The organism is Streptomyces durocortorensis (assembly GCF_031760065.1).
GTDB lineage: Bacteria > Actinomycetota > Actinomycetes > Streptomycetales > Streptomycetaceae > Streptomyces.
Genome location: NZ_CP134500.1, coordinates 5,893,492 through 5,915,824, shown reverse-complemented (window position 1 = coordinate 5,915,824; position 22,333 = coordinate 5,893,492). Strand labels below are relative to the sequence as shown.

The window sequence follows — 22,333 nt, the reverse complement described above, 5'->3', positions numbered from 1 at the left end:
GATCGGCGCTGGCTACACAATTGACGCCATATACCTACAAATCGGCCATTTCTCAGGGGGCTTCGCGGCCCCGCTCCCGGCGCGGGACGGCGGCGATCACCAACGCACCTTTCCTCGAAGGCCGGTGAACAGATACGCACAGATCAGGACGGACAACGACAGGGCGAGCGCGGCCCCCACGGGCTGAGCCACGACCTGTGCGACGGCGAGGACCCAGCGGTCGGCCTCCTGCGGCAGCTGCCACCAGGCCAGCTCCCGCAGCCGCCCCGGAAGCCCGGCGACCGACCTCGCGGACGGCGCTTCGAAGACCTTCTGAACCAGCGGAACGACCAGCACCGGAACAGCCAGCACGGCGGCGATTCCAGCCCCGGCCACCCGGAAGACCCCGGCGGCCAGCAGCCCAGCCCAGGCACAGCCGACGGCAAGACCGGCCCAACTCGCACCGAGCGCGAGGGAGTTCTCCGGAATCTTGATCAACTCCGGTCCGTACACGAGCCGCAGGGCCTGCGCGTCGCACCCCACAGCGAGGCCCGCGAGCAGGAGCGCGAAGCTCGCGGTCACGAGGAGTTTCGCCAGCAGCAGCCCGAGCCTCCGGGGCACGGTGCCGCGACCGGCGGCGAGCGCGGGGTAGCGGAACTCGTCACCGAACGACAGCGCCCCGAGCAGGCCCGCGCCCAGCGCAGCGGGAGGCAGCGGCAGCAGTTCGGGCCAGGCGGCGAGCAGGCGCGGCAGCGCGGTGCCGTCCGTGCGGGCGAGCAGGACGGACACGGCGGCGGACGTCAGCAGAACGGCCACCATGATCGCGGCGGTTGTCCTGACGCCGAGGGAGCGGCGCAGTTCGTACCGGAGCGGGCGCAGCGGGCCGCGCGCGGGGCGTACGCGAATCGGGGGCGGCAGCTCGGACAGGGCTACGTCCGAGGCCCGGCGTGGCCCGTGGACGGCGAGGGCCCGGCGCACACCGTGGGCGGCGGGGGCGGCGGGGGCTTGCTGTGCCCCGTCGGAGCCGGGAGCCGGCCGCGCTCCGCTGGAGCCGGGAGTCAGCTGTGCACCATGGGAGCCGGGAGTCGGCCGTCCACCGTGGGCGCCGCGAGTCGGCTGGGCAACGCGCTCCACTTCCGGCGGGGCGGCGGTTCCCGCGTCGCCGACCTCATCGGCGAGCTGGTGTAGCGGAACACTGTGCCGGTACGCGATGTCGCCGATCTCCGCGCAGTTGCTGCCGTACACCGCCAGCCGCCCACTCGCCTCCTCGACAACCTCGACGGAGCGCTGAGCGGCCCGCGCCTCCCTCCCGACCACGGCGGCCAGCCGGGCCGCATGCGGGGTGCGGACGACGACCCGGGGGCGGAGTCGGGTGCGGGCGAAGTCGGCGACGCCTTGGTCCGCGACGAGGCGCCCCGCGTCGATGGTGACGACGTGGTCGGCGGTGCGGGCCGCCTCCTTGGGGTCGCCGCTGGCGTACAGAACCGTTCCTCCCTGGGCCGCGTGGGCGCGCAGCAGCCCGTACAGCCAACTGTTCTCGCGCGGCGAGAGCCCGTCGGCGGGTTCGTCGAGGACCAGGGTGTGCGGGTCCCCGAGCAGGGCGCAGGCGAGCCCGAGCCTGCGGTCCATGCCGACCGAGAGGGTGCCCAGACGCTGGTCGCCGAGCCCTGCGAGGCCGACGGCTTCGAGCACCTCGTCGGCCCGGGTGGCGGGCACGCCCGCGGCCGCGCAGAGCATCCGGAGCTGCCCGCGTGCCGTCCGCGAGGGATGGCCCGGTACGTCACCGAGGAGCACGCCCACTTCGCGCGCCGGGTGCGCGATGCGGTGCAGCGGCCGACCCCGGAAGTAGGCGACTCCCCGCCCGGCGTCGAGTTCGAGCATCAGGCGCAGGGCCGCGGTCTTGCCTGAACCCGTGGCACCCAGCAGGGCCGTGACGCGGCCGGGCGGGGCCTCGAAGGTCAGATCGTTGACGGCGGGCGGAGCGCCGCGACGGGGGGTGCTGGTGAGTCCGATGGCCTGGAGCATCGCTTCTCTCGCGTCTCTCGCGGAAGGTGAGACCGCTCGGCGGCAGGTGGGTACCGCAGCAACATAACGCGACATTTCCGACTTTTGGTGCAGGGATGGGCCGACGGGCGTTCCGCATGGCCATCACAGCGGCTTCGCCCGGAGTACGGAGGCTCAGACCTCTGGCCGCAGCATCGGCGGATTGAGCACCGTGGCGGCCCCGGCCCGGAACAGCTGCGCGGGGCGGCCGCCCTGACGTGTGGTCGTCCCGCCGGACGGCACCAGGAAACCAGGGGTGCCGGTGACCTTGCGATGGAAGTTACGGGGATCGAGGACGACGCCCCACACCGCCTCGTACACCCGGCGCAGCTCGCCGACCGTGAACTCCGGCGGGCAGAACGCCGTGGCCAGCGAGGAGTATTCGATCTTGGAGCGGGCTCGCTCCACGCCGTCGGCCAGGATCTGCGCGTGGTCGAAGGCCAGCGGCGCGGCCTGCTCGCCCTCCCGCCCGGCGCCGGGGTGCAGCAGATCCTCCACCGGCGCCCAGCGCGCGCTGTTGGCGTCGCCGCCCGCCCGGGGCGCGGGCAGATCCGGCGCGAGGGCCAGGTGCGCGACGCTGACCACCCTCATCCGGGGGTCGCGCGCCGGATCGCCATAGGTCGCCAGCTGTTCCAGGTGAGCGCCGTTGCCGAGGGACGGCTTCGCCGGATCGTGCGCGGAAAGGCCGGTTTCCTCGACGAGTTCACGCGCCGCCGCGGAGCCCAGATCCTCGTCCGCCCTGACGAAACCGCCGGGCAGCGCCCATCGGCCCTGGAACGGAGCCTCTCCGCGCCGCACGACCAGCGCACAGAGCGCGTGACGGCGCACCGTGAGCACGACCAGGTCGACGGTGACAGCGAAGGGCGGGAAGGTCGACGGGTCGTAGGGCGGCATGCCGTGATCATAGTCGTCTGCCTGACGATAAACACTCCCTTCAGCGTCCTCGCGATCAGGAAATCCGCCGGGCTGGAGGGATCGGGCCGGGCCGGGCCGGGGGGGCCTCCCCTTCCCCCCTCCCCCTCCTCCCCCCTCCTCCCAAGTCCCAGTTGCCCGTCCTCATCCCCCCAGCCGGAGTCCCGCGCCGGCTTCCTCGATCATGCCGAGACCCAGTCTGCTGATCCGGACCGAGAAGGGCTCTCCGCCGACTCTCAGTCCGGAGAGCTGGACCGCGCCGAGCGGGGCGCTGCGCAGGGGGTGCAGGCGGACGGTGGCGGACGGGGCGTCGGGGCGGATTCCGGCGAGGGCCGCGACCAGGTGGATGCCGGCGGCGGCCGAGAGCGCGGCCGGGCGGCAGGCCGCCGGATGCGGCGCGGGGAGGCTGCCCGTACGCCGTTGCTCCCCCGCGAACATTTCCGGCAGCCGGTAGTCGAAGGCCTCCGCGGCCCCGAGTACGCCCTTCAGCAGGGCGGCGGCCGCCTGTTCGTGTCCGGTGGCCGCGAGACCGGCGCAGGCGACCGCGGTCTCGTGCACCCGCACGGCTCCGGAACGGTGGCCGAAGGGGTTGTGCCCCCGCTCCCCGGAGCCCAGTGTGCGCAGGCCCCAGCCCGAATCCAGGTCGGGCCCGGACAGGAGTCTGGCCAGCCGGTCCGCCGAGCCGCCGTCCAGCAAGCCCTGGGCAAGCCGTCCCCCGCCCAGCAGTCCCGTGTCGAGCAGGTGGGCCGCGCTGCTCCCGAGATACCGGACGGGCTGTCCGGCTCCGGTCCGGGCGGCCGCTGGGCAGCCGCCCGACCGGTCGTCGACCCAGAACCGGTCCCGGAACCGGGCCCGCAGCCCGGCCGCCCACTCCCGCCACGCGTCACCGCCGCCGCGGCCGCATCCGTCGAGCAGATCCGCGCCGAGCAGCGCCGCCCGGTGCGCATGCGCCTGGGTGTCCGCCCGGCGATAACCAGCGGGCCCGCCGTCGGGCACGAACCCGTCCTCTGACGCGGCCTCCCGCAGCCACTGGAGGCACCGCTCAGCCGTCGGCAGCAGGTCGGCCACCTCGGTCTCCGGCAGTCCCCAGCGGCGGGCCTCGGCCAGCACCGCCGGGTATCCGAGCGTGGCCTCGGTCCCGGTGCAACTGGGCGGCAGCACGGGCCCGGTGTCCCGCAGCGGGCCGGGAATGCGCCCGAAGTCGTGGCCAGGCCCCTTCAGTTGCCTGCTCGCCAGCATGCGCAGGGTGGATGCCGCGAGCCCCGTACCGAGCGGCAGCGCCATCCGCGCGGCCCACAGCGACTCGGCCGGTGACGGGGTGCAGCGCCAGGGGACCCCCGCGGCCAGGACCGGTCCGCCGGCCCCGCGCTCGTCTGCCGTGAGCAGCGCCCTCAGGTCGCCCAGACCCGCCCGGACCAGCGGCTCCGCCCTCGGGTCGTCCGCCTCGGCCCGTGCGTCGGAAAAGAGCCGGGCCCCGGGCCTCATGAGCGGCCTGCTCATGATCCGCCCGCGGTGCTCCGGGCGGACGGTCAGCTCGATCCGGTACGTGGCGCCGGGCATGAGCTCCACGTTCCAGCGCAGCAGGCCCGCATGACCCAGAACGTCCTGGGGCGGCGGGTCCGCGGTGACCGCCGATCCGGCTCCGCCCGGTGCGGTCCACCGCAGTCCCGAACCGTGCACCCCTGCGGCGCGCTCCGGCCCGCCGTGTCCCGCCGCGACGGCGGCGAGGTCTGCCAGGTCCGTCGCCAGGGAGACCTCCACGACGAGGCGGACCGGTCGGAGCGCCGCACTGCGCAGGGTGATCCTTTCGGTGCCTTCGGCATGGCGCCGACGCTCCACTGTGATCTCCGGGTCGGGGCCCGTGTCCTGGGAAGTACGGACGGCGCCCAGGAAATAGGCACGCTCCGAACTCTCCAACCGACCCTGCACCGGCAGCGGTTCGCGGCCTCCCACGCGAAGCCGGCACTGCGAGAGGAGCCGTCGGCCCGACCGGTAGAAGCCTTCCAGGCCCTGGCCGGTGAGCTGTCCGTGGTGCGCGGAGACCGCCATGCAGGGCAGGGCCACGCAGATGATCGCCTGGTGCACGGGCGGCAGTTCGCCGGAGCGGGGGCTGGGGCGGGGACGGGCGGCGGCGGGTGGCGGCGGTCCGCCGGGGGCAGGCGGAGGTACGAGCGATGGGACGTTCGGCGGGGTGGGCGTTTCGGTGGGGGCTGGCGTGGGGTCCCGGGGCGGGACGGTGAGGGCCATGGGGGTCTTCCGTGCCTTCTCTGCACTCCGGGCAGCCGCCGCATCCGCGGTGCCACGGGCCGTACGACTCCGACACCACCGTGAACGGCTCCGCAGGCCCCGGGGTCACGCCCGTCAACTGCGTACCCGTCACCGGCATGCTCGTCATCGGCGCGCTCGTCGGCATGCTCGTCATCGGCGTGTCCTGGTGCCGCGTCGGCCGTACCTCCGGGCCTCTCGTGTGCGCCGCCTGGCCCCAGGCGGCCCGGGCCGTGTCGTGGCGGGGAGCGGTGCCCTCCGCCCGGCGTCCGGGGGCCTGGGCACTCCGCCTCGCCGCCGTCCCCCGTTCGGCAGCGTGCGGGCCCGGCGGATACGGAGGGCGGTGGCCTGACCGGCGGCGGTGTCGGCCGACATTCCGGTGGTCCCGGTAGTTCCAGTTGTCCCAGGGCCGGAGTCCGCCTCCTCGTCGCGTGCTTCGCGCAGGCAGCGGCGGATGGCCTCCGGGTCGATGCCTTCGTTGCAGGCCCGGTGGAGCAGATGGGCGAAGGTGTAGCCGGGGTCGGCGCGCAGAGCCATGGCCAGCGCGACCCGCGCACCCGGCTCGTCGCCCGTGGACCAGGACACCCAGCCCGCCAGGGTGAGTGGGGCGGCGGCGTGCTCCCGGTACGACCCGACGCAGCGCCGGGCCAGTGTCCGCCAGAGGCGCAGCGCCGCATGCGCTGTTGGTCCTTCCATCCAGGCGGCGGCCTTGTCCCGGGTCTCCCGGTCCTGGAGCCCCAGGATGACGGCGGCGGCCTCGTCGGGGGCGATCAGCTGGTCGTCGCCGGCGTCCGAGAGGGCCGGAGGCGCGGGCTGCGCCCCTTCGATGCGGGCCATGAGTGTGCGGGCCCGTTCAAGGGTCTCTGCCGCGACCGCTTGCTTGGCCTGCTCGTCGAGCATCCTGATCATCAGCGACGGCCCTGCCTCGTCCAGCGCCCTTTCCTGGGCGGATACCGCTGCCGGGGCCTGCCAGGGCCGGAGCCTTGCTTCCATGTCACGCAGCGTGCCCCGGACGTGGACTCCCGCGTAGGTGGCGGCCGCGGCCATCACCGTCGTACCGGGCATGGCCAGGGGTTTTCCCTGTTCGGGGCAGCACCGGGGGTCGGGGCAGCAGTAGGACCAGTAACGGCCGTCGGAGATGCAGAGCGCTTCGAGCACAGGCACGTCCAGGGCTCCGCACGCCGTGCGCAGGCGCTGCGCGAACGGCCTGAGGCGCTCCATGGTCGGTTGTCCGCCCGAGCCGTCCGGCGAGTCCTGGCAGAGGAAGATCACGATCGCGTCGGGCCGTCCTTCGCGGCGCTCGCTCCCCGAGATCAGGCACTCCGCGAGCTGATCGGCGACCGGCCCCCATTCGCCTGGCGTCTGCGGAATGCCGAGCCGCAGACGGCCGCCGAACCGGCCGCGGCCGCCGTGCAATGCCACCATCACAACGCTGTCGTTGGGGTAGAAGCCCATCAGATACGGCAGGGCGTCGGCGAGTTCGGCGGGGCCGCGCAAGGTGATCTGCTGTTCGTCGGCCGGGCCGGTGGATTCGTGGTGCTTGTTCATGGCTCGACGATCCCGCGCTCCGCCACATCCGAAAACCCCTGTGGATAACGTTATCCACAGCCTGGCCCGGCCGTTCGCGGTCTGTCGGGCCATCGGGTTCCATGGAGAGCTGTTCCCCGGCGAGCGAGCTGTTCCACGGGGAGCTTTTCCCCGGGCGAGCGGTTCCCGGCGAGCCGCCGACGGGCCGGGGCTGCGGTCGTCCAGTCGGTCTCCACCGCTGCTGGAGCGGTGGCCCACACGCGCGCGACGGCGTCTCGGAAAGGGCACTTCATGTCGGACTCAGGCGCCGTCAGTACGCGTCATGCGCTCGATGCCCGAGCCCGATCCCGTCGGCCTGTCCCGGTACGCCCGCGCCCTCGGCGTCCGAGCGGCGACGGGCCCCGGGGCGGGCCCTTCTCAGCCCGCCGTGGCGAGAACCAGGGGAAGCACCTGGTCGCCGCCCGCCCGCCGGAGCAGCCGGGCGGCGACCGCGAGGGTCCAGCCGGAGTCGGTGCAGTCGTCCACGAGCAGGACGGGGCCGGGCGTACGGGCCAGGGCGGCGGCCAGCTCCTCGGGGACCGCGAAGGCGCCGGAGAGCGCCCTGAGGCGTTGGGCGGAATTGCTGCGGCGGGCCGTGTGCGCGCCGTCCGGCCCCGTGTACGCCAGGGTGCCCAGGAAGGGGAGACGCCCGACGGACGCGATCCCCTCGGCGAGGGAGCCGACCAGCTGCGGGCGGGACAGCGACGGAACGGCGACGACTCCCACCGGACGGGCGGAGGCCTCCGGAGCCTGGGACGCCCAGCCGCCCGGTGAACGCGCCCAGTCGGCGAGGACGGCCACCGCGGCCTGGAGGACATCGTCGGGGACCGGGCTGTCGGGGGCGTTGTCGGCCAGCAGGGGGCGCAGGCGGTTGCCCCAGCCGATGTCCGAGAGCCGCCCCAGGGCACGCCCGGTGGAAGACTGCTCCTTGGCCGGAATGCGTCCCTTGAGGTCGATGCCCAGTGCGGACATTCCCGTCGGCCACATGCGGCGCGGCTCGATCTCGATACCGGGGCGGTCCAGCTCCTTGGCCGCTCCCGTCAACGCCTCGGGCGATACGGCGGAGTCGGCCCAGGCGCCCGCGCAGGTGTCGCAGCGGCCGCACGGGGCGGCGCCTTCGTCGTCCAGTTGCTGCCGCAGGAACTCCATGCGGCACTGCGACGTGCTCACGTAATCGCGCATGGCCTGCTGCTCGGCCGCCCGCTGGCGCGCCACCCAGGCGTACCGCTCGGAGTCGTAGACCCATGGCTCACCGGTGGCGGTCCAGCCGCCCTTGACCCTTTTGACCGCCCCGTCCACGTCGAGGACCTTGAGCATGGTCTCCAGCCGGGTGCGCCGGAGCTCCACCGCCGCTTCCAGGGCGGGTACGGACAGCGGCCGGCCCGCGTCGGCGAGGGCCGCGAGGGTCTGGCGAACCTGGGTCTCGGGCGGGAAGGCGGTATCCGCGAAATAGCGCCAGATGGCCTCGTCCTCCTTGCCCGGCAGCAGCAGGACATCGGCGTGGGCCACTCCGCGACCCGCGCGCCCCACCTGCTGGTAGTAGGCGATCGGCGAGGACGGCGAACCGAGGTGCACCACGAACCCCAGGTCGGGCTTGTCGTAGCCCATGCCCAGGGCCGAGGTCGCGACGAGCGCCTTGACCCGGTTCTCCTGGAGGTCGACCTCGGCCTGGAGCCGGTCGGCGTTCTCCGTCTTCCCGGTGTACGAGGCCACTGGGAAGCCGCGCTGCCGGAGGAAGGCGGTGGCCTCCTCGGCCGCGGCGACGGTGAGGGTGTAGATGATCCCCGAGCCCGGCAGCTCGCCCAGGTGCTCGGCGAGCCAGGCCAGGCGGTGCGCGGCATCCGGCAGCCGCACGACACCGAGCCGCAGGCTCTCCCGCTCCAGCGCACCGCGCAGCACCAGGGCCTCACCGGCACCGGTCCCCAGCTGCTCGGCCACGTCCGCGGTGACCCGCGCGTTGGCGGTCGCGGTGGTGGCCAGCACCGGGACGCCCGCGGGCAGCTCGGCCAGCATCGCCCGCAGTCGGCGGTAGTCGGGGCGGAAGTCATGGCCCCAGTCGGAGATGCAGTGCGCCTCGTCGACCACCAGCAGACCGGTGGTGGCCGCGAGCCGGGGAAGCACCTGGTCACGGAAGTCGACGGAATTGAGGCGTTCCGGGCTGACGAGGAGAACATCGGTCTCGCCGCGCTCGACCTCCCCGTAGATGGTCTCCCACTCCTCCGGATTGGCCGAGTTGATGGTGCGCGCCCGGATTCCGGCCCGCGCCGCCGACTCGACCTGATTGCGCATCAGGGCCAGCAGCGGCGAAATGATCACCGTGGGGCCGGAGCCGCGACGGCGCAGCAGGGCGGTGGCGACGAAGTACACCGCGGACTTGCCCCAGCCGGTGCGCTGCACCACCAGCGCCCGTCGGCGCTCCTCGACCAGCGCCGCCACCGCCTGCCACTGGTCCTCGCGCAGGCGCGCCGAACCTCCCTGGTCGCCGACCAGCTCAGCGAGGATGGCGTCGGCCTCGGCACGCAGCTCCTGGTTGCTCATACCCCCATGCAACCTCACGGCACTGACAACGGCACAATCCGCGGCCCTGCGCACCGATGGGTGTTTCCGCTGGTCCTCGCGGTTCAGGGGTGACAGGTGGAGTCATCGGGGGCGCGCCTGGGCAGGGATAGCAGGGATATCAGTGTCATTCCGGCCGATTCCCGTCAGTCACAGCAATTGCTCGTTGCCGCCTGCCGGTAGGCCAGGAAGAATTGGAGTCGCCCCCGCACAGTTCCTTATCGGGCCCGGAAGGGCTGTGTCGCGGCGCGCCCTCACTCGACCCTGCCCGCACCATGGGCGCGTAGCGAAGGGAGGACCGTGACCTTCGGATTCGCCCCGTCCGCAGCCACTTCGACAGCGGCGTCCTCGGTTGCCGCGGACTCCGTCAACCGCCTTGCCCGCATGCTGGAGCCGGCCGAGTGGGCCTCGGCGGGCATTCCTCTGCTCCGCAGTCCCCGGGAGGTCGTCAGCGGCCTGCACTCCCGGCACCGGCCCACCCCGGCCACCGCGGTGGTCGCGGTCCTCGACCACGAGGAACGGCTCACCGCCAGCGCCTCGTTCGCTCGCCGGGCGACGGTGGCCGCGGACGGCTGGGAGTTCCGCAACGCCCTGCTGGCCCAACTCCGACGGGTCGTCCCGCACGATCTGCGCCGCCGCACCCCGGTGCGTACGGCCGTCCTTCTGTACTGCCGCGAGGGCGACGAACGGTGGACGGAGGAGGACGGCGCGTGGATGTGGGGCCTCCGGGACGCCTGCACCCTGCACGGGCTCCGGTGCGGGGCCTACATCACGCTGACGCGTGGGGGCTGGCAGGTGCTCGGGGAGGGCAGGGGCGGGCGGCGGCCCAGTTCGCTGTCCGAGCCGTCCTTGCTGGCCGACGCCGTCGCCGAGACCCGGCAGGCTCCGTCGCGGACGGGTGGCGGAGCGGTGGAGGTGCTGCGGCGCACCGCCGCTCGCTGACCGGGAGCCGGCCGACCGCACTCCGCCCGGTTTCTCCGGCTGCCCGCAGAGGAAGCCGGAGAAACCGGGCGGTACGGCTCAGACCCCGGCGCCCAGCGCGGAGTTGATCGTCTGCGGGTCGCCGCAGACGATCAGCAGGGCGGCGGCCCGGTCACGCGCGACGGGCAGGGCACGGGCCACCGACTCGTCGGCGTCGCCGTTGACCGCGACGACGACCACGGGCCGGGAGGCAGCGCGGCCCACGGCGGCGGCGTCAGCGAAGAAGACGTCGTCGCCCGCGTCGTGCTGGGCCCAGTAGGCGGCTTCGCCGAAGGACAGCTCGTGGGCGGCCCACGGGTGGAGTTCGCCGGTGGTGAGCACCAGGATGTCGCCCGGTGCCCGGCCGGACTCCAGCAGCAGGTCGACCGCTTCCTCGGCGGCGTCGAGGGCGCCCGCGGCCGGGGCCGGGATCAGCTGTAGCTGCGGTGCGGAACGATTCTCCGCCGGCTTCGGGTGGTTCGGCGCCGGAGCGGCCGGAGCCGCGGGGGCGGGGTGTGCGCGCTGTGCCGGGGGCGCGGGGCGCGCGGGGCCGGGGCCGGGGCGGCCGGGACGCGGTGTGGCCGCGGAACGCGGACCGGGTACGGGACGGGGGGTCGGCGCGGTGCGGCCGGCGGCCGGAGTGACGCGGGGACCCTGGGCGCTCTCGGGAATCTGAGGCTCCTCGGAGATCAGAGGCATGACGGTGGTCTGTGTGTCGGACGCCGATGTCGTCGGCGTCGGGAAGAGGGGCGCGTGCGCGCGATCAGAATTCGAAGCCGAGCTGGCCCCCGCTTTCGAGTGCGGCCGCCTCGGCGGAAAAACGGACCTTCTTCAAGTGCTGCCACCGGGGCAGCGCGTCCAGATACGACCAGGAGAGGCGGTGATGGGGCGTGGGCCCCCGCTCCTCCAGCGCGGCCCGGTGCACCGGCGAGGGATACCCCGCGTTGGCACCGAAGGCGAAGTCGGTGTAGTCCTCGGAACCGCCGCCCAGTTCGGCCATCATCCGGTCCCGGTGCACCTTGGCGATCACCGAGGCGGCCGCGACGGCGATGCAGGACTGGTCGCCCTTGATCACGGTGCGGACCTTCCAGGGGGCACCCAGGTAGTCGTGCTTGCCGTCGAGGATCACCGCGTCGGGCCGTACCGGCAGTCCCTCCAGGGCCCGCACGGCGGCGAGCCGGAGCGCGGCGGTCATCCCGAGGTCGTCGATCTCCTGCGGCGAGGCCTCGCCGAGCGCGTGGGCGGTTGCCCAGCTCTCCAGCACGGGCGCGAGTTCGGCACGCCGCCGGGGGGTCAACAGCTTGGAATCGGTGAGGCCTTCGGGCGGTCGACGCAGGCCGGTGACCGCCGCGCACACGGTGACGGGTCCGGCCCACGCACCGCGTCCGACCTCATCGACACCGGCGACGGTCCTGGCACCGGTGGTAGCGCGAAGCGAGCGCTCGACGGTGTGCGTGGGTGGTTCGTACGGCATGGCGCCAGCCAGCGTACGCCGAGTGCCCCGGCAGCAACACCCCGGGGCACCGTGCACACTGCGAATCAGCCATCGAAGGCTCGTTCACCTGGGGGATCAGTACGGGTCGTAGCCGTCGTCGTCCGGGTCGTAGCCGTCGTCGTCCGGGTCGTAGCCGTCGCGGACGCCGTCACCGCCGAGGACGTAGCAGTCGCGGCCCTCCGAGGTCGCCGGGCGCTTCTTCAGGATCTCCTCGGCCTGCCTCTCTCCCCAGCTGGTGGCGTACCAGGGGGAGTCGGCGGAGCGGATGTCGCTCTGGATGATCCGCAGCGCGCAGGAGCGCTGCGGTTCGGGCAGCCGGTCCAGGGCCGGTACGGCGTCGGCGGACAGGTCCTTGACGTAGTCGATGTCGATCGTGCCGCGGTCGCCGAAGCGCTGGACGTTCTGCTCGGCGATCACTCCGTCCGGCGAGATCAGACCGAAGGCCAGGACCCCGGCCGCCGCGCTGACCGCGATGGCCCGCGGCAGGAATCGTGCGCCGAAGACCCCGGCCGCCAGGATCAGGAGCAGCACCACGCCGAGCCAGAGTTCCATCGCGGCCACGGAGATCCGGAGCCGGGTCAGGCCGTACTCCGCCACGTACAGGTCCATGCGGCGCAGCGCGGAGGCGACCACGACGAGGGTGAGCACGCAGAGGCTGCCGAGGACGGCGCGCACCAGGGTGCGGTCCCCGCGGCCGCCGCGGGGTGCCCAGCGCAGCGCCAGGGCGATCACGAGGAGCGTGAGCAGGGTGGCCCAGAGCAGCTGCCAGAAGCCCTGGCGGGCGTACTCCGCGTGGCTGAGCCCGGTCACCTCCCGGACCTCGTCGTATCCGCCGAAGAGAACGACGAGCTGAAGGGTGATGAACGCGGCGAAGAGCAGGTTGAGCACGATCAGCGGAAGGGCCCACTCCGCCCGCCCCCGGGGCTTTCCGGGCCGTACGGTGATCCCGTCCCAGCGCACCGGGGCCGCGGCGGTGTGGGCGGCCGCCAGCGCGCCGGCCAGTCCGAGGACGAGCAGGAAGCCACGCCACGGCCCGTCGCCGAGCGAGACGTCGGGTACGAGGCTGCCCAGCAGATCGGCGAAGGCGGCGTCCGCGCTCGCGAAGAGGGTTCCGAACACGATCAGCAGCACAAGTGCCACCGCCGCGGTACGCAGGACGGTGCCCCAGCGCACCGGGGAACCGCCGACCCGTTCCCGTACGCCCCGCCAGCCCCAGCGGGCACCGGGGACGACCGAGTCGGCCAGGCCCAGGGAGCCGATCAGTACGCCCGGCCAGCTCCGGCCGCCGTGCAGCGCGAGCGAGCCGAGAGCGAAGGCCGACACCACGGCGAGGAAGGTCGGCCAGCCGGCGTCCCGGAGCGCCGGCACCGCGAGCAGCGCAAGGCCCCCGACGGCCCAGGTCGCGGTCCAGGGCCGCAGTCGACGGCCTGCCGCGCGCGCGGCGAAGTAGGCGGCCAGCGCGGCGGGCACCGCCACGATCAGGAGGTTCAGCCCGAGGCCGTCGCCCAGGAGGAGCGCGCTGAGGACCGCGGTGGCCAGGACCGCCCAGAGAACCGCGGGGAGGATCGGCGGCGGTGCGGCGGGCCGGAGCCGGGCCGTCACCCCGGCGGTCCCGGCACCGGGCGCCCCCGCGCCGTGCGCCCAGGGATTGGCGGGCGGAACGGCAGGCCTGCCCGGTTGTGCCGACGGTCGGCTCTGCGCCTCGGGCTCCTCCGTGCCAGATGCGGCGACCGGCTGATCAGCGGCCACCCGGGACTTCTCCGGCGGATTGGATGCCTCGGACGGCTGATCGGACGGCTGATCGGACATGGAACCCCTCCCCCACCGGTCTCGGGCACGGCCCTCAGGCCCTGCGCCCGTCCCGGCGTCTCATTCGGCGCGCGCCCGTCAAGATCAACCAGGGGCGGCGTGGCCGAAAGAGTAGTCCCGAACCCACGTTCGCCGACACGCAGAGTGATGCTGTGGCAGGACCGTGACAGTTCACGGGCGGCCAGCGCGCGATCAGTGCGCGATCGGCTGGCGATCAGCGCAGGGACGGGGGCAGCCAGCCCGGCGGTTCCTCCGTCTCCGCGAGCCAGTCGGCAGGCGGAGCTCCGGTCGTACCCGAGGCGACGACACCACCGACGATGGCGCAGGTCGTGTCCACGTCCCCGCCCGCCTGGGCCGTCACCCAGAACGCCTCCTGGTAGTTCCCCAGGCTCCTGGCGGCCGACCAGATCGCGAACGGAACGGTGTCGTGGGCGCTGGTGCGGCGGCCGTTGCCGAGGACCGCGGCGACCGTCCCCGCGTCCCGGTAGTCCAGCATGTCGCGGGCCCGGCGCAGCCCCGCGCCGACAGCGCTGCGGGGGACGAGCGCGATGACACCGTCCAGCAGGTCCTCGGGGGTGGGCGGTCCGCCCGGGGCGGCGGCGAGCGAGGCGGCGGCCGCGACGGCCATCGCGCCGACGACGGCCTCGCGGTGCTGGTGCGTGGTGTACGAGGAGATCTCGGCCTGGTGCGTGGCCTGCTCCGGGTCGTCCGCGTACCAGGCGCCGAGCGGGGCGATGCGCATGGCCGAGCCGTTGCCCCAGGAGCCCTGGCCCTTGAACAGCGCCGAGGACAGCTCCCGCCAGTCCCCGCCCTCCCGGACGAGCCTGAGCAGCCGGTTGACGGCGGGGCCGTAGCCCCGGTCGAAGTCGTGGTGCTCGGCGAAGGAGCGGGCGAGGGCGTCCTGGTCGATACGGCCGTGCGAGGCGAGCACGGCCAGGACCGAGCAGGCCATCTCGGTGTCGTCGGTCCACTGCCAGGGCCCGGGCGGCAGCACCCGCTGTTTCAGCAGGGGATAGTTGGCCGGGACGAAGAACTGGGAGCCCAGGGCGTCTCCCACGGACAGCCCACGCAGGCTGGCCAGGGCGCGTTCGAAGCGCCGCTCGGAAGCATAATCAGCGGTCATCGCCCTGCCACTCTAACCGGTGATGCCGTACGGCTCAGGGGTGCGCCAGCGCTGGAACGGCCGGTCGAGGGTGTAGCGCCCGTTCGCGCCGAGGAGCAGGGTCCTCGTCTCGCCGTTGCCCGGGTTGGACAGCGATTCGAACTCCGCGACCGACCAGTGGAACCAGCGCATACAGAACAGCCGCATCGTCAGCCCGTGGGTGACCAGGAGGACGTTCTCCGGGTGGTCCGACTCCTCGAAGCTCCGATGCAGGCTCTCCAGGAAGGCTCCGACCCGGTCGTAGACGTCGGCACCGGACTCGCCCTGGGCGAAGCGGTAGAAGAAGTGCCCGTAGGCGTCCCGGTAGGCCTTCTGGAGCCGCACGTCGTCGCGGTCCTGCCAGTTGCCCCAGTCCTGTTCGCGCAGCCGGGGCTCCTCACGGACGCGGACCCGTGCGGGGTCGAGGCCGAAGGACCGGAACGTCTCGTGGGTGCGCCGGTAGGGCGAGATGTAGGCGCTGACCCGTTCGTCGCCGAACTGCTCACGCAGCCGCTCCCCGGCCTCCCGGGCCTGCCGCAGGCCCGTGGCGGTGAGCCGGAGCGCGTGGTCGGGCTCCCGCTCGTACACCGTGTCGTCGGCGTTGCCCTCGGACTCGCCGTGCCGGACGAGGACAATGCGCTGCGGTCGTGCCATGCACCGACCCTAGATCAGGTGCGGTGATCAAGTCCGGTGGCCAGGACAGGCGGGTCGGGTCAGGTCGGGTCAAGCGGATCGGGCGGATCAGGCGGATCAGGCGGTCAGGTCGGGCTCGAAGACCAGGTTCAGCGATTCGGGCCCAGCGGTCAGACCGTCCAGGACGGTTCAAGCTCCACCACGTCTCCCGTCAGGGCGGCCACGTCCGTGTCGGTCTGCGCGCGGGCCGCCAGACGCTCCGCACCGTCGGCGCGGTACTTCCCGCGCTCGGCGCTCGACTTCCACAGGGACAGCACCAGGAACTCGTTGCCGGGGGCCTCGCCGAAGACGCCGCGCAGCATCCCGGGCGATCCGGCCATCGCCGGATTCCATACCTGTTTCTGCATCAGCGCGAAGTGTTCGGCACGGTCCTCGTGCACCCGGCTGTGCGCGACCCGGGCGACGTCCGCCTCGTCGAAGTGGGGCTCGAATCCCGTCTTCACATCGAAGCGGCGCTCGAACAGCGTGACCTGCATGTCCCGGAACATGCCCGACTGCCCGGCGGCCAGCCGGTCGTGCCCGCGGGCCATGAAGGAGTCGTAGAAGACCCGGTTCTCCCAGAACGCGAAGACATGGGCGACATCGGGGCGTGTTCGGCTCCAGCCGCCGCTCTGCCCCCTGAACCCCGGCTCGCCGAGCAGCCCCGCCCACTTCCGCTGCCCCCGCTCGAAACCATGACGGTCCACCACGGAGCAGCGAATCCACTTCACCAGCACCGCGCCATCGTACGGGGCGGAGCGTGGCGCGGGTCACGCTCCCGGGGAGTGCACCCGAACCGGTCGTTCCGCAAGGCGCCCCGAACACAATGATCGTCATGACTATGTTGCACGCCCACCCCCTGTTCAGTCGGCTGGAGTCCGCCCGGAGCATCCTCGTGGCGGGGGCCGGCGGGGGCTTCGACATCTACGCCGGGCTGCCGTTGGCGCTCTCCCTGCTCCACCTGGGCAAGGAGGTCCAGCTCGCCAACCTCACCTTCAGCGCGATCGAAGGCCTCCCGCCGGACGCCTGGGTGGCACCCGACCTGGCCGAGATCACCCCCGGCACCGCTCCCCACCAGCCCTATTTCCCCGAGCGCACCCTCGCCCAGTGGCTCGCGCTGCACGACTACCCGAGCACGGTGCACGCGCTGGCCCAGGTCGGGGTCCAGCCGCTGCGCGCCGCGTACCGGGCACTGATCGAGCGGTACGACATCGACGCGGTGGTCCTCGTGGACGGTGGCACGGACATCCTGATGCGCGGGGACGAGGCGGGGCTCGGCACCCCGGAGGAGGATCTCGCCTCCGTGGCGGCGCTCGCCGGGATCGAGGGGCCCGAACGTCTCGTCGTCTCCATCGGTTTCGGGGTCGACGCCTACCACGGTGTGAGCCACGGCCTGGTCCTGGAGAACATCGCCGCTCTTGAGCGCGCGGGCGCCTATCTGGGGGCGTTCTCCGTTCCCCGTACGACGCGGGAGGGCGCGCTCTTCCTCGACGCGGTCGTCCACGCCCAGCACCACACGTCCGCGCGTCCCAGCATCGTCAACGGTTCCATAGCGGCAGCCGTACGGGGGGAGTTCGGGGATGCGCAGTTCACCTCGCGCACCAAGGGGAGCGAGCTCTTCGTCAATCCGCTGATGGCCCTGTACTTCGCCTTCGAACTCGACGGGCTGGCCGAGCGGTGTCTGTATCTGGACCGGATCGAGCACACGTACCTGATGCGTCAGGTCAGCAGTGCGATCGAGGCTTTCCGTGACGAGGTCCGGCAGCGGCCGCCGATCCGGATTCCGCACTGAGGCACGGAACAGCGCAGGGCCGCACAGAGCGGCGGAGGACCGCACATGGCCCGAATCAGTCGTCCGCCACCGCCGTAGTTGGCTCCGGGGCCGGTTCCGTACATGATCAGGTGATTCGGGTAGCGCGTATCGGTGACAAGAACGGTCCAGAGGCCGTCCGCCGGGAGGGAAGTCCGTTGAGCACTCCGAACAAGGACATCGAGAAGGTGGAAGTACGGGTCAAGTGGGACCCGAGCGCCCACGGGGAAGCCGCCAACGACCTCGACATCATCGCCGCGACCTACGTGGCGCGGGAACCGTACGGCAGCCCCGCGTACCTGGTGCACTTCGACAGCCGCTCGCCTGACGGCACCATCACGCTGAACCGCGACAGCAGGACAGGGCAGGGCTTCGGCTTCGACGAGGTCATGACCATCGAGCTGAACCGGCTGGCGGACACCTATACACGGGTGGTGGTCGGGGTCGCCATCCAACAGCGCGATGGACACAAGACCTTCGGCGACATCGCGAACACGGCGGTGGAGATCCTTGAGGGCTACACAAAGCTTGTCGAGAACGACTTCTCGGGCGTCCTCTGGGCGACCGCGGCAGTCGTCGGCGAGTTCGTCCGTGACGGCTCGGGACCGTGGGTGTTCCGCCCGTCCGTACGCGGATTCGACGGCGCCCCCGACGCGTTCGCCGCGGTGATGGGCAGCCGGTCCGCGGAGGCCTGACCGCCAAAGGGAGGCCGACCCCCGTGTCGGCCTCCCCCAGCGTCCCCCTCAGACACGGCAGCGCAGCATCTCCAGGGGCGGGTCGGCGTGGAAGTCCGCCCAGAAGTCCGCGCCGAACTCACGCCCGCCGGCTTCCGACACCTCCAGGGCACCTCAGCTCAGCTCAGCTCACTGATCCTGACCGCCCGCAGGCACGTCTCGTGGACCTCGCGGCGCGGGCACGTGCTGACGAAGCTGATCGGCGGGTCCAGGAGCGCCGCGATCCGGACACCTGGTCCGGATCACGGCCTCCTACCGGCCCGTTCGGCGAGCAAGCCCTACCGGCGCGGCGAAGGTCCGTCGAAGCGGAAAACTGGCGCCATGGCGAGCACGAAGAACTCGCCGCCGGGCTTCAGGCTCCGGTTGAACGTTGCGGCACATCCGCTCCATGGCGCGGATGTCCTGCGCGTAGTTGAGGAGGTGAGGAGGCCGTGATGATGGGCCGCCGCCGCTCCGTCGAAGCGCCGCCCGAGGGGTCGCAGTTCGGCCACATCACCGACCTCGTATCGCGCCCCCAGCAGATCGCGGTCCCCCAGCTCCTGTGCCGCGGCGACCATCTCACCGGAGACGTCGGTGCCGAGGACCTCCGCGCCATCGCCCGCCATGGCCTCGGCCACTACGCCGAGGCGCTGACCGACATCACCCGCGGACGAGCCTGATCCCTCGCGGCAGGCGGTGGGGTGACAGAGCGATGAGGGAGGGGCGTCGGCACCGGGCCGACGCCCCTCCCTCACTGAGAACACTCGCCGGGTGTCAGCTGCACCCGCTCGTCGAGCCGCAGCCCTCGCAGATGTAGCAGGAGCCGGCGCGCTGCATCTTCGTACCGCAGGAGAAGCAGAGCGGAGCGTCCGCGCTGATGCCGAGCTGCATCTCGACCAGTTCGGCCGAGGTGTGCGCCGTCGCCGGGGCGGGCTTCTCGGCGGACTCGCGGGGAGCCGCCACCGCCTTCAGCGGTTCGGACTGCACCGGGGCCGACTGGGCCAGGCTCTCGGAGTCCAGGCCGTCGGCCTCGTAGGACGGCTCGTAGGAACCGGTGTCCAGGTGGCGCTGGCGCTCCTCGGCGGAGTGGATGCCGAGGGCCGAGCGGGTCTCGAAGGGCAGGAAGTCGAGCGCCAGGCGGCGGAAGATGTAGTCGACGATCGACTGCGCCATCCGCACGTCCGGGTCGTCCGTCATGCCGGCCGGCTCGAAGCGCATGTTGGTGAACTTCGAGACGTACGTCTCCAGCGGGACACCGTACTGCAGGCCGACCGAGACGGCGATGGAGAAGGCGTCCATCATGCCCGCGAGGGTCGATCCCTGCTTGGACATCTTCAGGAACACCTCACCGAGACCGTCGTCCGGGTAGGAGTTGGCGGTCATGTACCCCTCGGCGCCGCCCACCGTGAAGGAGGTGGTGATGCCGGGGCGGCCCTTGGGGAGGCGCTTGCGGACCGGGCGGTACTCGACGACCTTCTCGACCGCCGTACGGATGGTCTCCTCGGCCTTCGCAGTGACCTCTTCCTTCTCCTTGTCCTTGGTCTTGGCGGAGAGGGGCTGGCCGACCTTGCAGTTGTCGCGGTAGATCGCGAGCGCCTTGACGCCCATCTTCCACGCCTCGAAGTAGACCTCTTCGACGTCCTCGACGGTGGCCGTCTCGGGCAGGTTGACCGTCTTGGAGAGGGCGCCGGAGATCCACGGCTGAATGGCCGCCATCATCCGGACGTGGCCCATCGCGGAGATGGAGCGCTCGCCCATCGCGCAGTCGAAGACCTCGTAGTGCTCGGTCTTCAGGCCGGGGGCGTCGACCACATTGCCGTTCTCGGCGATGTGGGCGACGATCGCCTCGATCTGCTCCGGCTGGTAGCCGAGACGGCGCAGCGCCTGCGGCACGGTGCCGTTGACGATCTGCATCGACCCGCCGCCGACCAGCTTCTTGAACTTGACCAGGGCGAGGTCGGGCTCCAGGCCGGTGGTGTCGCAGGACATCGCGAGACCGATGGTGCCGGTGGGGGCGATGACCGAGGCCTGCGCGTTGCGGAAGCCGTTCTTCGCGCCGAGCCGGATCACGTCCTGCCAGGCCTCCGTCGCGGCGGCCCAGACCGGGGAGTCCAGGTCGTCGACGTGGACGGCCTTGGCGTTGGCGTCGGCGTGCTGCTTCATGACGCGCTGGTGCGGCTCGGCGTTGCGGGCGTAGCCGTCGTACGGGCCGACGACCGCGGCGAGTTCGGCGGAGCGCCGGTAGGAGGTGCCGGTCATCAGCGAGGTGATGGCACCGGCCAGGGCGCGGCCGCCGTCGCTGTCGTACGCGTGGCCGGTCGCCATCAGGAGGGCGCCGAGGTTGGCGTAGCCGATGCCCAGCTGACGGTAGGCGCGGGTGTTCTCGCCGATCTTCTGCGTCGGGAAGTCCGCGAAGCAGATCGAGATGTCCATCGCGGTGATGACCAGCTCGACGACCTTGGCGAAGCGCTCGGACTCGAAGGACTGGTTGCCCAGACCGTCGTCCTTGAGGAACTTCATCAGGTTCAGCGAGGCGAGGTTGCACGAGGTGTTGTCCAGGTGCATGTACTCGCTGCACGGGTTCGAGCCGTTGATCCGGCCGGACTCCGGGCAGGTGTGCCAGGCGTTGATGGTGTCGTCGTACTGGATGCCGGGGTCGGCGCAGGCCCAGGCGGCCTCGGCCATCTTGCGGAAGAGCGACTTGGCCTCGACCTCTTCGATGACGTCGCCGGTCATCCGGGAGCGGAGCCCGAACTTGCCGCCCGTCTCGACGGCCTTCATGAACTCGTCGTTCACCCGGACGGAGTTGTTGGCGTTCTGGTACTGGACGGACGTGATGTCGTCGCCGCCCAGGTCCATGTCGAAGCCCGCGTCGCGAAGGGCGCGGATCTTCTCCTCCTCCTTCACCTTGGTCTCGATGAAGGCCTCGATGTCGGGGTGGTCGACGTCGAGGATGACCATCTTGGCCGCACGGCGCGTGGCGCCGCCGGACTTGATCGTTCCGGCGGACGCGTCGGCGCCGCGCATGAAGGAGACCGGTCCCGAGGCGTTGCCGCCGGAGGAGAGGAGCTCCTTGGAAGAGCGGATACGCGAGAGGTTCAGGCCGGCGCCGGAGCCGCCCTTGAAGATCATGCCCTCTTCCTTGTACCAGTCGAGGATCGACTCCATGGAGTCGTCGACGGCCAGGATGAAGCAGGCGGAGACCTGCTGCGGCTGGGGCGTGCCGACGTTGAACCAGACCGGGGAATTGAAGCTGAAGACCTGGTGCAGGAGGGCGTAGGCCAGCTCGTGCTCGAAGATCTCGGCGTCCGCGGGGGAGGCGAAGTAGCTGTTGTCCTCGCCGGCCTTCCGGTACGTCTTCACGATCCGGTCGATCAGCTGCTTGAGGCCGGTCTCGCGCTGCGCCGTGCCGACGGCCCCGCGGAAGTACTTGCTGGTGACGATGTTGACCGCGTTCACCGACCAGAAGTCGGGGAACTCGACGCCACGCTGCTCGAAGTTGATCGAGCCGTCGCGCCAGTTGGTCATGACGACGTCACGGCGCTCCCACGCCACCTCGTCGTACGGGTGCACGCCGGGGGTGGTGTGGATGCGCTCGATACGCAGACCCTTGCTCGCCTTGGCGCCCTTGGTGCGGGAACCTCGTGCCGGGCCGCTCGCCGTCTCTGTCATGCCGCCTCCCATATGTGGGCAAAAACGCCCTGAAGTGCCCGGATCTTCCCAGGCACAGTGTGTGTCCGATGCTCCGAACGCCGTACGCGGCCTCCGGATGCAAATCTCATGTCGCCCCGCCGCCGGTCCGCGGAGATGTCGCGGGCACGGGCGGTCCGGGCGGGTGCCGCTCAGTCGGCGGCGATGGCGGGCGCGGGGACCTCAAGGGTCTCGCCGCTTCCGCAGTCCTCCGCGGGAGGCCGCTGCGCGCGCAGCTCCACGATGGCGGCCTCGAAGTCTTCCAGGGAATCGAACGCCCGGTACACGGACGCGAAGCGCAGGTACGCGACGAGGTCGAGTTCCTGCAGGGGGCCGAGTATGGCCAGACCCACGTCATGGGTGGTCAGCTCGGCGCTGCCGGTGGCGCGCACCGCCTCCTCGACCCGCTGGCCGAGCTTGGCGAGGGCGTCCTCCGTGACGGGCCGCCCCTGGCATGCCTTGCGGACGCCGGAGATGACCTTGGTACGGCTGAAGGGTTCGGTCACGCCGCTGCGTTTGACCACCATCAGCGAGCAGGTCTCCACCGTGGTGAAGCGGCGGGAGCAGTCGGGGCACTGCCGGCGGCGACGGATCGACGTCCCGTCATCGGTGGTGCGACTGTCGACGACCCGGCTGTCGGGGTGCCTGCAGAAGGGGCAGTGCATGGCTCCCAACCCTCCTTCACAGCACGACTGAATAGCCTCTTCGAAGCCCTTCTCACG

The 22,333-nt window shown here is 72.0% G+C and carries 17 protein-coding genes; 3 read left to right on the top strand and 14 right to left on the bottom strand.

The window, feature by feature from the left end; translation table 11 throughout:
* Positions 1-96 precede the first annotated feature (96 nt).
* From RI138_RS26165 to RI138_RS26145, 5 genes are all read right to left on the bottom strand, one after another.
* Positions 97-2,004 carry an ABC transporter ATP-binding protein gene (locus RI138_RS26165; RefSeq protein ID WP_311121854.1) on the bottom strand — a complete coding sequence of 636 codons (1,908 nt, stop codon included), beginning with the start codon at positions 2,002-2,004 and terminating at the stop codon, positions 97-99.
* A 153-nt stretch (positions 2,005-2,157) separates the two neighbouring features.
* Positions 2,158-2,916 (bottom strand): NUDIX hydrolase, encoded by a 759-nt coding sequence (locus RI138_RS26160; protein ID WP_096630690.1) that lies wholly within the window; start codon positions 2,914-2,916, stop codon positions 2,158-2,160.
* A 162-nt stretch (positions 2,917-3,078) separates the two neighbouring features.
* Positions 3,079-5,181, bottom strand: coding sequence for a glycogen debranching N-terminal domain-containing protein (locus RI138_RS26155; RefSeq protein ID WP_311121853.1), 2,103 nt, complete (start codon positions 5,179-5,181; stop codon positions 3,079-3,081).
* Positions 5,182-5,352: 171 nt separating this feature from the next.
* Positions 5,353-6,747 carry a DUF4192 domain-containing protein gene (locus tag RI138_RS26150; protein WP_311121852.1) on the bottom strand — a complete coding sequence of 465 codons (1,395 nt, stop codon included), beginning with the start codon at positions 6,745-6,747 and terminating at the stop codon, positions 5,353-5,355.
* Between the two features lie 396 nt (positions 6,748-7,143).
* Positions 7,144-9,303, bottom strand: coding sequence for a RecQ family ATP-dependent DNA helicase (locus tag RI138_RS26145; RefSeq protein ID WP_311121851.1), 2,160 nt, complete (start codon positions 9,301-9,303; stop codon positions 7,144-7,146).
* A 318-nt stretch (positions 9,304-9,621) separates the two neighbouring features.
* On the opposite strand from RI138_RS26145, the gene RI138_RS26140 reads away from it, so the two are divergent.
* Positions 9,622-10,263, top strand: coding sequence for a hypothetical protein (locus RI138_RS26140; RefSeq protein ID WP_096632971.1), 642 nt, complete (start codon positions 9,622-9,624; stop codon positions 10,261-10,263).
* 78 nt (positions 10,264-10,341) lie between these two features.
* Here RI138_RS26140 and RI138_RS26135 read toward each other — a convergent pair whose 3' ends face one another.
* The 6 genes from RI138_RS26135 to RI138_RS26110 form a co-directional block, all read right to left on the bottom strand.
* The gene (locus RI138_RS26135) at positions 10,342-10,980 is read right to left on the bottom strand and encodes a hypothetical protein (protein WP_311121850.1); all 639 of its coding nucleotides are present in this window, start codon (positions 10,978-10,980) and stop codon (positions 10,342-10,344) included.
* Positions 10,981-11,044: 64 nt separating this feature from the next.
* Complete coding sequence (locus RI138_RS26130) at positions 11,045-11,755, bottom strand: ribonuclease HII (RefSeq protein WP_311121849.1); 711 nt, start codon at positions 11,753-11,755, stop codon at positions 11,045-11,047.
* Between the two features lie 96 nt (positions 11,756-11,851).
* Positions 11,852-13,585, bottom strand: a complete 1,734-nt coding sequence (locus RI138_RS26125; protein WP_311121848.1) for a DUF4153 domain-containing protein — start codon at positions 13,583-13,585, stop codon at positions 11,852-11,854.
* Between the two features lie 214 nt (positions 13,586-13,799).
* A complete protein-coding gene (locus RI138_RS26120; RefSeq protein WP_311121847.1) occupies positions 13,800-14,708 on the bottom strand; it encodes an ADP-ribosylglycohydrolase family protein in 909 nt (302 codons plus the stop codon).
* Positions 14,709-14,720: 12 nt separating this feature from the next.
* Positions 14,721-15,380, bottom strand: coding sequence for a histidine phosphatase family protein (locus RI138_RS26115; RefSeq protein ID WP_311121846.1), 660 nt, complete (start codon positions 15,378-15,380; stop codon positions 14,721-14,723).
* Positions 15,381-15,529: 149 nt separating this feature from the next.
* The gene (locus RI138_RS26110; protein WP_311121845.1) at positions 15,530-16,135 is read right to left on the bottom strand and encodes a YdbC family protein; all 606 of its coding nucleotides are present in this window, start codon (positions 16,133-16,135) and stop codon (positions 15,530-15,532) included.
* Between the two features lie 98 nt (positions 16,136-16,233).
* On the opposite strand from RI138_RS26110, the gene RI138_RS26105 reads away from it, so the two are divergent.
* Both RI138_RS26105 and RI138_RS26100 read left to right on the top strand, forming a co-directional pair.
* Positions 16,234-17,190 (top strand): DUF1152 domain-containing protein, encoded by a 957-nt coding sequence (locus tag RI138_RS26105; protein WP_311121844.1) that lies wholly within the window; start codon positions 16,234-16,236, stop codon positions 17,188-17,190.
* A gap of 176 nt (positions 17,191-17,366) precedes the next feature.
* Positions 17,367-17,903 carry a TerD family protein gene (locus RI138_RS26100; RefSeq protein WP_096628543.1) on the top strand — a complete coding sequence of 179 codons (537 nt, stop codon included), beginning with the start codon at positions 17,367-17,369 and terminating at the stop codon, positions 17,901-17,903.
* Between the two features lie 317 nt (positions 17,904-18,220).
* On the opposite strand, the gene RI138_RS32430 is transcribed toward RI138_RS26100, so the two are convergent.
* From RI138_RS32430 to nrdR, 3 genes are all read right to left on the bottom strand, one after another.
* Positions 18,221-18,547 carry a methyltransferase domain-containing protein gene (locus tag RI138_RS32430; RefSeq protein ID WP_398864360.1) on the bottom strand — a complete coding sequence of 109 codons (327 nt, stop codon included), beginning with the start codon at positions 18,545-18,547 and terminating at the stop codon, positions 18,221-18,223.
* 148 nt (positions 18,548-18,695) lie between these two features.
* Positions 18,696-21,593, bottom strand: coding sequence for a vitamin B12-dependent ribonucleotide reductase (locus RI138_RS26090; protein ID WP_096628542.1), 2,898 nt, complete (start codon positions 21,591-21,593; stop codon positions 18,696-18,698).
* Between the two features lie 170 nt (positions 21,594-21,763).
* Positions 21,764-22,276 carry a transcriptional regulator NrdR gene (gene nrdR, locus RI138_RS26085; protein ID WP_096628540.1) on the bottom strand — a complete coding sequence of 171 codons (513 nt, stop codon included), beginning with the start codon at positions 22,274-22,276 and terminating at the stop codon, positions 21,764-21,766.
* Positions 22,277-22,333 lie beyond the last annotated feature (57 nt).